11 protein-coding genes are annotated in these 10,843 nt (G+C 66.0%); 3 read left to right on the plus strand and 8 right to left on the minus strand.

Going from position 1 to position 10,843, the window contains the following annotated elements:
• From A7X97_RS06990 to A7X97_RS07010, 5 genes are all read right to left on the minus strand, one after another.
• Positions 1 to 1,047 carry a fimbrial protein gene (locus A7X97_RS06990; RefSeq protein WP_146260232.1) on the minus strand — a complete coding sequence of 349 codons (1,047 nt, stop codon included), beginning with the start codon at positions 1,045 to 1,047 and terminating at the stop codon, positions 1 to 3.
• Between the two features lie 5 nt (positions 1,048 to 1,052).
• On the minus strand, positions 1,053 to 3,737 hold the full coding sequence (locus tag A7X97_RS06995) for a fimbria/pilus outer membrane usher protein (protein ID WP_111007722.1): 2,685 nt from the start codon (positions 3,735 to 3,737) through the stop codon (positions 1,053 to 1,055).
• Positions 3,738 to 3,772: 35 nt separating this feature from the next.
• Complete coding sequence (locus A7X97_RS07000) at positions 3,773 to 4,513, minus strand: fimbrial biogenesis chaperone (RefSeq protein ID WP_111007723.1); 741 nt, start codon at positions 4,511 to 4,513, stop codon at positions 3,773 to 3,775.
• Between the two features lie 60 nt (positions 4,514 to 4,573).
• Positions 4,574 to 5,158, minus strand: a complete 585-nt coding sequence (locus A7X97_RS07005; protein WP_088476134.1) for a fimbrial protein — start codon at positions 5,156 to 5,158, stop codon at positions 4,574 to 4,576.
• Between the two features lie 272 nt (positions 5,159 to 5,430).
• The gene (locus A7X97_RS07010; RefSeq protein WP_088497461.1) at positions 5,431 to 6,147 is read right to left on the minus strand and encodes a hypothetical protein; all 717 of its coding nucleotides are present in this window, start codon (positions 6,145 to 6,147) and stop codon (positions 5,431 to 5,433) included.
• A 167-nt stretch (positions 6,148 to 6,314) separates the two neighbouring features.
• On the opposite strand from A7X97_RS07010, the gene A7X97_RS07015 reads away from it, so the two are divergent.
• Entirely contained in the window at positions 6,315 to 7,070 is a 756-nt protein-coding gene (locus A7X97_RS07015; protein ID WP_088497460.1) for a tetratricopeptide repeat protein, read from the plus strand.
• 61 nt (positions 7,071 to 7,131) lie between these two features.
• On the opposite strand, the gene A7X97_RS07020 is transcribed toward A7X97_RS07015, so the two are convergent.
• The gene (locus tag A7X97_RS07020; protein ID WP_111007724.1) at positions 7,132 to 7,656 is read right to left on the minus strand and encodes a transporter; all 525 of its coding nucleotides are present in this window, start codon (positions 7,654 to 7,656) and stop codon (positions 7,132 to 7,134) included.
• Between the two features lie 585 nt (positions 7,657 to 8,241).
• On the opposite strand from A7X97_RS07020, the gene A7X97_RS07025 reads away from it, so the two are divergent.
• Positions 8,242 to 8,598, plus strand: a complete 357-nt coding sequence (locus tag A7X97_RS07025; RefSeq protein ID WP_088497458.1) for a hypothetical protein — start codon at positions 8,242 to 8,244, stop codon at positions 8,596 to 8,598.
• Positions 8,599 to 9,069: a hypothetical protein gene (locus A7X97_RS07030; RefSeq protein WP_088497457.1), complete on the plus strand. Its 471-nt coding sequence runs from the start codon at positions 8,599 to 8,601 to the stop codon at positions 9,067 to 9,069. It abuts the gene before it with no gap.
• Between the two features lie 61 nt (positions 9,070 to 9,130).
• On the opposite strand, the gene A7X97_RS07035 is transcribed toward A7X97_RS07030, so the two are convergent.
• Together A7X97_RS07035 and A7X97_RS07040 are read right to left on the minus strand one after the other, a co-directional pair.
• Complete coding sequence (locus A7X97_RS07035; protein ID WP_088497456.1) at positions 9,131 to 9,799, minus strand: nucleotidyltransferase family protein; 669 nt, start codon at positions 9,797 to 9,799, stop codon at positions 9,131 to 9,133.
• Positions 9,775 to 10,836, minus strand: coding sequence for an XdhC family protein (locus A7X97_RS07040; protein ID WP_088497455.1), 1,062 nt, complete (start codon positions 10,834 to 10,836; stop codon positions 9,775 to 9,777). Before A7X97_RS07040 ends, A7X97_RS07035 begins: the two co-directional genes overlap by 25 nt.
• Positions 10,837 to 10,843: the final 7 nt, after the last annotated feature.

Raw genomic sequence — 10,843 nt, forward strand, 5'->3', positions numbered from 1 at the left:
TCAGTAGTACTCCAGGGTAATGGTGGCGGCACCGTTCGCCTGTCCCGATGACGCGGCAGCGGCGTAGCGGGTATAGCGCGCACGCAGCATCAGCGTGTAGGAAGCGTTGTCGGTCTCGCTTAGCGCCAGTCCGGAATCACGCATGCTGCCAAAGCCCACCGACTCGTCGGCCGCGGTCCCTATCTGGATGCCGATGCCGGTCGCCGTGGTGTTCACGCCGTCGTTCTGCAGCATCATCACCGAGCGCGCGCTATCCGCCACGGCCGTGACCGGATCCACGCGGAAGCGGAGGGTGTTGTCGACGCGCCCATTGGCCGTCTGTACCGTTCCCGTGGTGAGGTTGCCGCGGTAGCGGCCGTAGAACGCCGGGCAATTGCTCAGCGTTACCGGTACGTTGACCCATTGTGTCCCGCTGCCAACGGCGGGAATCTCCGTCACGCGGTGATCGCCAAGATTCACCGAAATGTCTGCAGCGGTGCAGGTGCGTGCAACGATGGACAGCGAGCCTTGCACCCGCCCGTTCCAGAGCTGGAGCGCGCTGTTGGCGCCGGTCATGCGGTATTCGAAGCGCGGCAGGTTCGCACCTGTGACCGTGCCGGCCGTTATCGGTCCGGTCTTGATCAGGCTGACGTCAAAGGATTGAACGGGCCAGATCACCGTGCCCGTAACGACCTCTACGGACGTAGATATCGGGAATGGGCTACCGTTGAACCAGACTGCCACGCCGACGCCGGGGAGGTTCGTGTTGTATACGGTTCCGTAGCGCGCGTCTGCGTAGCCCGAAGGCCCGTACGGGAGCGCGGTGTACTGGCGGATGCGATCGGCCCTGCCCGGTGTGCAGTAGATCTCGTTGGTGGGCCCGGCGTAATACGTGGCCCGATAGATTTCGGTGCCGACCTGCACATCCGGACCGACGGTGATGCTGCCACTGAGGTTGGCGATGTTGGTGAGCGTGGTGGTGCCGGCGTTGAAGCGACAGTTCTGCGCAAGCGCAGGCGCTGCGGCCATCAACAGGACAAGCGCGATCAATCGCGCGACCAGAGGCATGCGAATCACGGTGCGTTCTCCTGGAAGGTGGTGGTAGTAACCCGGCGCGCGGGCGGCGCGTCACCGTTGGCATGGACGACGGGGGATCGGCATTGCGCGCTGAGCACGGCGTACTGGCCGCTGACAGGGCCGTCGGGAATCTGCACGTCCACCACGCACTGGTGGTCGGCGCCCTCGCCCCATTGCACCTGCACCGGCCCGGACGACTGAAGGCCACTGAGCAGCAGGCGGCTGCCCTGCCCCACCACGCCGACCGTGGCGCCGCTGGCATCGGTGGCCTCCGCGCCGAACGGCAACGGGCGGCCGTCTTCGGTCTGCGTGTCGACCATCAGCCCACGGCTGGCGCGCGTACTGAAATCGAGCTTCACCAGGGCGCCGGCACGCGGCGCCACCGCGCGTGCGGTTTCCTGCAGCTCCACGCTGTAGCCGGCCCCCTTGGGGTCGAGCGAAATCGTGTTCAGCTGGTACGGCGTCAGGTACGGCACCACCGCAAACCCACGCCTGTCCACGCGGGATCCGCCACTGTTCTCCACCCGCATTCCCGCCGCGCCGGGCGCGTGCACCAGCGCGACCGTGTCGCCCAGCGGCGGCGACAGGGTCAGCCCACCCGCGTGGAGCACCAGCCCGCCCGACGCGCCAAGGCCCATCTGGGTATAGCCGGGCCCCCGGCTGAGATTGGCCGCCACCTGGCCGCGGCCGCCGCGATAGCCGCCGTTGACGTCCAGGGCGTTGCCACCGCCGATACGCGCCAGTGACACGCCGTAATTGACTCGGTCGTCGCGGGCCCACAGTCCGCTGGCCGACAGCTGCGTGGAGGGATCGGCATTGTCGCTGCGGGTCTGGGTGGCATTGAGCTGTGGCGCACGGGGCGTGCGCCCCAGGGGCACCGACAGCATCAGCATCAGGCGAATGTCAGCCCGCGCCAACTGTGGACGCGGCGCGGCATCCGCGCCGGGAATGCGATCCTGCAGGAAGCCCGGCATGAAATCGATCGAATCGCGCGTGCGCTGGAAGTTCAGGCTGTAGCTCAGCGACTTCCACTGGTTGCTGTAGCCCACGCTCAGGTCAAGCTGGCGGCCTGCCGTGTTCCAGAAGTCGCGCCGCGTCCCGATGACGAACAACTGGCCACCGCGCTCCCCCAGGCGCTGGTTGACGCTCAGGTCCATGCGGTTGCGCTGGCGCGCCACCGCATCGATGCCAAGATCACGTGCCTGTGCGTCACGCAGGCTGGCCCAGTCGCGCACGCTCACGTAGCCACCCGTTGCATAGCGGTAGGCCGCGATGGCAAACGAGGTGCCGGTGCTGGCGATGCTTCGATTGTAGGCCACGCGGAAGCTGCTGCCGGACAGCTCAGGCAGGCCGCGTACACGGGCCTGTGACAACGACGCATCCATTGCCAGCGCGCCGAATCGTGTATTGACCGCACTACCGGCCAGCACCGAGTGGTAGTTGTCGCCCACCACGGCGCCGCCGTAGGCACTGACCACATTGGACAGGCCGCGCTGGTACTGCAGCTGCAGGACGTCCGGCGCATCGAACAGCGAGGCCTCGGCAACACGACCGGCCGCTACCGACCACCGTGACTGGCCCGGACGCAGCAGTTGCGGCACCGCCGAGTACGGTAGCGTGAACCGCCGTGAGCGGCCGTCGGCTTCGACGACTTCCACGTCGAGATCGCCGGCATACCCGGTCGGGAACAGGTCGTTGATCTCGAACGGTCCAGGTGCAACGCTGGTTTCCAGCAGGACGTTGCCACGCTGGCGCACGATCACCCGGGCGTTGGTCTCGGCGATGCCACGCACTACCGGTGCGAAACCGCGCTGTGACTGCGGCAGCATGCGGTCGTCGCTGCCCAGGCGGGCGCCACGCAGGCGCACGCTCTCGAACAGGTCGCCCGCAGTGGACGTGTCGCCGACCATCAGCTGCGCCTTCCACGGCACGATGTCGTGCATCAGGTAGGCGGCCGCTGACCGGTAACGCTGCGGCTGGCTGCCACCGTGCGTCATCGCGCCCTGATGCACCAGCTGCCAGCCCGCCACGCGGCCCGAGGCGTTCAGGCCAAGGAACCCGGAGTAGGTCGGGGCAGCGCCATTGCTGTAGCGATAGACGCTGGCGTTGTAGCCCAGCGACAGCGCCGCCACGCCGGCATCCCACTCGCTGGGGTCGACATAGCCCCGCGCCTCGCTGCGCAGGTACAGCTGCGGCACCTGCAGGTCCAGGGTCTGGTTGCCTGCATCGAAGGACGCCGTGGCACCGGGCACGCGCTCGCCCAGGTCACCACAGAAGGGTTCGTCCGGCCAAGCCAGGGCCGGCTGCCGGGCCTGGTCGGCGTGCAGGCGCTCCGGCGCGATGCCGTAGCGCTTCAGCGCGGCCGGGTCCAGGCACAGCCGCGAGACGCCATCCACCTCGCGGTAGACAATGTCCGCACGCGCTTGCCACTGGCCGTTCAGACGCACGTCCCCCCGGTAGGTACCAGGCGCAACGTAGTCTTCCTGCGAGAACCGCTGCAGGTCCAGGCGCGAGGACGCCCCCACCGGCAGGAACGCGGCGTCGAACTCGACATCGTCCGGGCTTTCGTTGCCGGCGCTCGCGACGGCCGGGGCAAACAGGATGGCGGCCACCACACCCGGCAGGCGGGCGCGCTGGAACCGGCGGGCGCCGGCGGCCGGCGCCCGGGAACGGGCGTTCATGATGGATTCTCCGGCGGTGCGGTGCGGTGCGCGGCTCAGGGCTGCAATACGGCCTCGGTGGGAACCAGCGCGCCGAAGTCATTGATGACCGTAACGGCAGCCTTCAGCTGGCCCGACGGGCGCGCGCGTAGATCCTTCAGCGGGAACTCGGCCTGTGAGAACGGCGCGACCATGCCGCCGCCCTGCCCGCCCTGTTCCTGGCCGCCGACATTGAGGCTGACGTTGGCAAAGTTGACGTGGAACGGGGTCGGATTGTCGGCACGCAGAACCAGGCCGTCCTTACCGGCGTGCAGGGTCCAGCGCAGCTTCTGGTAAGCCAGCACCGGCTCCCCTGCCAGGTTCGACGGCCGGTAGAACACCTTGATGCGGGTGCGGAAGGCGAACTGCAGGATGTTGGCGCTGGCAGTGCCATTCTTCGGGGGGATTTCCAGCATGTTCAGCCAGTACAGCGTTTCCCGGTCGGCCGGCAGGCCCGCGCCGGTGAACATGATGCGGGTGGTCTGCTGCTTCTTCGGGTCCAGGCGGAACACCGGTGGCGCGACCACGAAGGGGGCTTTGGCGGTATCCGGCGTGGACTGGTCATCGCCATCATCCAGCCAGACCTGGACCAGCGTCGCGCGCTCGCCTTCATTAATGAACTTGAGCGTGACTTCCTTGTCCTGCGCGGGATAGACCACGCGGGTACCGCCGATCACGACCGACGCATGGGCCACCGGTGAAGCCAGCGCGACGAGCGACAGCAATGCAGCAGCGATGATGCGATGGAGGGCGTTCATGGGTCACCTCGGAACGGGAAAGGAAGGAGGCCGCCAGCGCCTGCCGGCGACCTCCCGCGATCAGTTGTAGACAACCTTGTAGTTGACGTACGACTGCACGAAGCCCGGGGCCGCAGCGCCACCGTTGGCGACGTACTGGCTGGCCATGTCGATCGTGGCGGTGTTGTTGGTGATCGTCACCGGATCGGTCTTGAACGACGGATCGCGCAGGTCGACCACGGCGTTCTTGTACTTCACCTGGATCTGGGTGTTGGCTGCCGGCGCGTTGGCTTCCTGGTTGCGCAGGTTGCCGTTGCTCGCGTCGACCTGGCCGGCAGCCGGGTCGAAGTACAGCTCGGCGACCTTGCCATCCAGGCACGTGCCCTGGCCGGGGCCACCGATGATCAGCTGGAACGGGTGTTCACCGGCAACGTCGCCGGCTGCTGCCAGCTGGTTGGCCTGCACCGCGCTCATCGGAACGGTGACGTTGGTGGTGCCGATGGCGCCGGCGCCACCGGAAATGGTGCAGGTCAGGTCGGTGACTTCGCCGGTGAACTCGATGGTGCCCGAGCCATAGGACTGGGCGCTGGCCGCCGAAGCGGCCAGCAGCAGGCTTGCAGCGGAAGCGATCGGAATGAGCTTCATGATGGTGGTGTTCTTCTTCACAGATGTGATCCGCACGCGGGCGGCAAGAAACCACCGCCGCCGAAGCGGCGGTGGCCGGGGACGGATCGGACACTTGGGGAGAAGGTCCTGTCCGGCCAGCCGGTGCACGGCTGGCGGAGAGAATCCTAGGTAAGGCCCCCGGAGCGCTCTATCGGACTGCGCCTAGATTTGCCGCGCATGATTGTTAAGGGCCAACCACGAAACACGTGGACTGGCTCCCGTACGGCACAGGTCCACGACAGGGGTACGGTTGTAGCCGTGATAACGAGCCCTTATCGCGACTGAACTGGTTTGGCAGGCAGAACGGATTTTTGCGCAATCTCCAGCCTACTCACGTCGTCCACTGGCATAAGAACTGCAGCTTTCTGTACCGGGTCCCAAAGTACATAGCTATCACCCAAACGCCCCACTAGGCCCAGGCCGCCTTGCACCTTCTCATCAATAGTCACATTGACCGTGTACTTGCTGGCGCCAGAAGTGATCGCCTTGGCGCGCTCGAAGCCAAGCCAGTTTGACGAGATCGGGACATAGACAATCATCACGAGCGCATAGACCAGCCACGGCGAGTCCTTCACGGTGGCCGGCAACACTGGGGACAGGCGTACTGCCACTGCACATATGCCCGTCAGCGCCACACCTATCAAAACGGGCCAGGCATTGGTCCACCAAAGCAAGGCACCCATTCCAACAAGACAAAGAGCCAGGGTCAGCCACATCAGCAGATTGGCTTGGGACGGCGTCGCTGTCACCTTCCCCTCAACCCACCCTCCAAACAGCAGCGCAATCAGAATAAGGAACAACACCATGCCGATCCCCGCAAGCCCTGCCAGTGCAAGCTCACTCACCGCAACAAACTGAAAAGGATCCAGGCCGAAGTGACCCCAGTAAGCCTTCAGATAGAAAGCCCCTTGCACCAAGCCAAACGTAACCAGCGCCGAACCCCACCCAGCAACATCGGCCATGGTTAGCGTCTTCTGCGTACGTTCCATGTATCCCCTTCCGTCAATGCAGCCCCGCCACATAGTGGCATGCAGCGCTCGACCCTGCAGAACTCATCCTATTAACGTGACGCGTCACGCTCGATCGCTGCCACTCCATTGGCGCCCTACCCCTCCCCGACTATAGTTCCACCCCTCACAAGGACGAGGCGGCACACATGCCCTATATCGGAATCGGACTCCACGTACTGGCGGCCATCTACTTCGCGGTGCACGCCATCCGCTCGGGGCAGAGCCTCTACTGGCTCATCCTGCTCTTCTCGTTCCCGCTGCTCGGCAGCGTCGTCTACTTCCTGGCGATCTACTTCCCGGAAGTCCGCCACTCGCGGGGCGCCCGACAGGTCGTCCGTTCCGCCAAGCAGCTCATGGACCCGGGCCAGGACCTTCGCAACGCCCGTGCCGAACTGGCGCGCACGCCCACCGTGCAGAACCGGGTTCGCCTGGGCATGACGCTGCTGGATGCCGGCCAGGCGGAGGAAGCCAGAACCCTGCTGGAGCAGGCAGCCAGTTCGCCGCTGGGCGACGATGCCTACATCCTGACCGGCCTTGCCCGTGCCCGCCTCGATTCCGGGCAGCCCGAGCTTGCGGTGGAGACGCTGGACGGCCTGTTCGCACGCCACCCGGACGTGCGCCGCAAGCCGGAACAGACCCTGCTGTACGCGCAGGCACTGGCAACCGCGCAAGCCCCCGGAGCCCGCGCCGCATTCGAGCGCGCCCTGGAATGCGGAAACGACGCGGCCGCCCGCTGCCTCTACGCCGAATGGCTGATGGCGCAGCCGCAACCCGACGATCGCGAGCAAGCCCGCAGCCTGTTCGCCAGCATCATCGACGATGCCCAGCACTGGTCGCGCCACGCGCGCAGCCACAATGCCGCATGGCTGGAGCGAACCAAGGCGGCGTTGAAGGGCCACTGACGACCCGGCAGCAGGTGGCGGGCTCGAACACCTGCACTTCCAGGGAACTATCGCAGCGGGCCTAGCGCGAGCCCGGCCTGGGGAAGAGCAGCTTGGGGGTTCCGATAAACAGCAGCCATGCCCCCAGGGCCGCTCCGTAGGCGAGCACCGTTCCCACAAGGAATGTGCCGAATAGGCTGCCGGTGAACACCTGATACAGCCCTTTGCCGCGACCTGCAGCGCTGCCTCCAACAGTCAGCACGATGACCGGCAGCATGATCATTCCGCTGCAGAGGATCAGGGAGAACGCGCCCAGCAACCAGCGCTTGAGTGGCGGGTTCCATGGCATGGGATAGCCTGCGAGCAGTCGCCTCATCCAAAGAAACATTACTGGAAAGGCGATCAGGTACATCAATGCCACATACAACCAGGTTCGAGAATCAGCGCTGCCCGCCTCGAAGATGGCTCGCGGGTATACCCCTGTGCGATAGAGCGTTTCTGCGCTTGCCGCCAGCGCCGCGCTAATGATCATCGCAGGCTTGAACAGGCGCGACACCTTGCCCCATTGCGCGTTGCGTAGTTGCTGCCCGTCAGTCATGCCAGACATGAAAACCTTTTTGGGCGGATGCGTCCATGAGGTACCAAGGGGCATTGTGCAGATGATTCGCCACATGGTGACATGCAGCGCCTTATTTCGCGGATTTCACGTATTAACGTGACGCGTCACACGCAATCGGAAGCGCATTGCTGGACAGGCATGTCGCATCTGCCTTGCTCACAGCCCCACCGGGCGGATGCCGACAGCGCGCAGAGCTGCACCACCGACATGGCCGATAGCGTTGCAGCGCAAGGCTCCAGCTTCGTTTCGTCGTATGCAACGATTCTGAAAATGTTGAAAGTGGTGTCGGCATCAGCCCTACTGCATTGGCATCGCGCACAACCGGGCGTATTCCTTGCTGTGCCACCTTGAACAGGTGGCCGGGATTCGAAACCCCGGTTCTACGCTGAAGTAAACGCTTGCCAGCCGGCATCACCCATCAGGTGGTGCCGGCTGGCAATCCGTCGGCCGGCTATGGCGGGCGGTGCGTGGAGGCCTTGCGCCTGCCGGTTTAGCGTAGACCGGGTTTCGAACCTCGCACCGTCCGCCACCTTTATCGGTGGCGGCTTCTGCATGCACGCAAGGAGCCCAGCCATGACCCAGCCCCACTCCCCTGCCCCGCACCCCATCCACGACGTGCCTGCGAATGGCCCTGCGCTGGACCCGAACACCCTCATCGCCCTGCTGCACAGCATCGGCTCCGGCGCCGCCTCCGATGGTCAGCCGTGGCCTGAACGCCATCAGATGCCCGGCCGGCGCATCGCCTTGGCGGATACCGACTGCTCGCTGGCCGGGCTTCGCGTGGTCCTGGAGATTCTGCTGGCCGCGCAGCGCGCCCGCGAGAACGGCGAGCTGGAGCAGTACGTCGGCCCGCGCGTGATGGAGGGGCTGATCATGGCCGGAATTGGCCTTACCGCACACGCCAGTACCCGACTGCATCCGGAGGGCTGAGTGGCCTGGTGGCGCTGGGCGGCCACCGCGCTCTGTCTTGTGGTGGTCGTTGCGGCACAGACGCAGTGGCCGGCGCCGCCCAAGCCCTCGCCTATCGGTTTCCACAGCATCCCCGGCGATCGCTTTCTGCAGTTGCGCCGCCAAGCCATGCAGTTCGTGGAGGCTCGGCCACTACAGGGCTTCCAGTTCGTTGAGCGGCGCCGAGATGCCGAGTTCCAGGTTCATTGCCGAGGCATACCCGTGCTGTGGCTGGAGAGGCGCTCGCAACATCTGCTGTTGCAGGTCTCACTGGACGCGAAGCAGCGGGCGCCTGCCGTTATGCGGTTGCGGGCGCTCCTCCAATGGCAGTTGGAGCCGTTGGATTACCCGGAGCAGGTCCTGGCTGGCGTGCCGGAACCAGTTCTGTTGGATCGGGTGCTGCAGATTCTTGCTGGTGATGTGCCTGATGGGGCGCGATGTGGCGTGCCGTAGTCGAGCATGGCTCGACTCTACAGGGCTGCGGGCAGCGAGGGTTCGGGGTCCGGCTCTGCCGCTAGTCATCTGCTTGACGGGCGTTGGCACCGTGATCGTGCGACTCGACCTCGGCATCGATCCAGCCCGCATCGCGCGCACGCGCAAGATCTTCTGGCGTATCGATATCCAGGCCCAGTTCCGGTGCCTGCAGGACATGCACCGTATCGACAGGAAGTTGCCGCAGGCGCGCTCCGAAGCCGCGGTCACCGGTTGCACGCGCAGCGTTGAACCATGCACGCGGCACTACTGCAGGAATGCCAGGCGCGCCTCCATGACGGGTGCCAGCGCACCCTGACGCCGAGGCGCGGGCACCCGAAAGCAGCGCCTGCAGATGGGAGCGCTCGATTGCGGGCTGGTCGCATGCCACGACCATCACCGCAGTCACCGTGGGTAGCAGGTGTGCGCTGGCAACCTGCAGGCTGCTCGCCAGGCCGCGTTCCCAGTGCTGGTTGGTTACCGGGGTGGCATCCAGGCCGGCAATGCTGGATGTCACGGCCTGTGCGTTCGCGCCCACCACGACCAGGACCTGCGCTGGCGCGAGCTCCCGCGCCAACCGCACCACGCGATGTACCAGGGTCTCGCCCTGCCGGGTCAGAAGCTGCTTGGGCTGGCCGAGTCGGGTGCTCCCGCCGGCAGCCAGCACGACGACCGCATGCGCGTCAGTCACCTGCCGTGCGCGCTTCGCCATTGCTGCAGCTGCGCGGCGATGCTGAGCGAAATTGCCTCGGGCCCTCGGCCGCCGATGTTCAGGCCGACCGGTGACCGAAGTCTCGGGGAAAGGCAGTGGCGCTGATCCGGTGTCAGCAGCTTGAACAGGTCCTCGCGCCTTCGCCGCGGACCCAGCAGTCCAATGAACATAACTTTGGTATCAGCCAGGGCCACCAGCGCCTCCCGGTCCAGTTCGAAATCGTGATGCATCACCAGTGCCGCGTCGCACGGGTCACCATGAAGGGCCTCTGCAGGGTTGGTCTGAAGATGCACATCGGCGTACTGCCCGGCAGAGGCCCAGCGCGCTCGCCGTTCGGCCACGCTGACCCGCCACCCCAGGCCCCGCAGCAACGGAACCAGGAAGGGCGTTTCCGGACCGCCCCCCAACACCACGGCCCGCGGAAGCCGGGGCAACGGCAAATGCCATTCGCCCTCGCCAAAGGGCTGCGTGCCCTCCATCGGATGCAGCTGCCACGCCTGCTCGTGATGGCCGGCACGGAAAATGACCTGCCCCGACGTGCGAAGGTCGCGCTGGAGTGACACACCCTCGCGCAACCAAGCCTCGATCACGTCGTCGATGCCAACCATGGCACGCAATGGCAGGAGCGCAATCCGCAGCCGGCCGCGGCACCCGAGCGCAGACCCACTCAACAGGTCGTCGTCACTGCGGGTGTCGATCTCGATCCAGTCGACCCGCCCTGCCGCGCTCACCTGCTCCGCGCGACGCGCGAGCTCGGGCTCCAGGCATCCGCCGCTCAGCCAGCCGGCCTGGCTGCCGTTGCAGAACAGCACCATGTCGCCGGCACCGGCGTAAGTGGAGCCATCGGTTTCCAGCACCAGCGCGAGCACGGCGTGCTCCCCCGCGCGCACGCGCATCAAGGCCGTCTCGAGCACGCCGCGCGGGCTGCCTTCGGCGAGGAAGCCCGGCGCTGCCGACAGGTCCTCGGCAAGATCGCCGGACTCCCCTCCGCCTGCGGCGGAGACCTCCAGAGTGGTCGAGGCTGCGGGTCGGTCCATGCGCACC

The organism is Stenotrophomonas sepilia, assembly GCF_003244875.1.
GTDB lineage: Bacteria > Pseudomonadota > Gammaproteobacteria > Xanthomonadales > Xanthomonadaceae > Stenotrophomonas > Stenotrophomonas sepilia.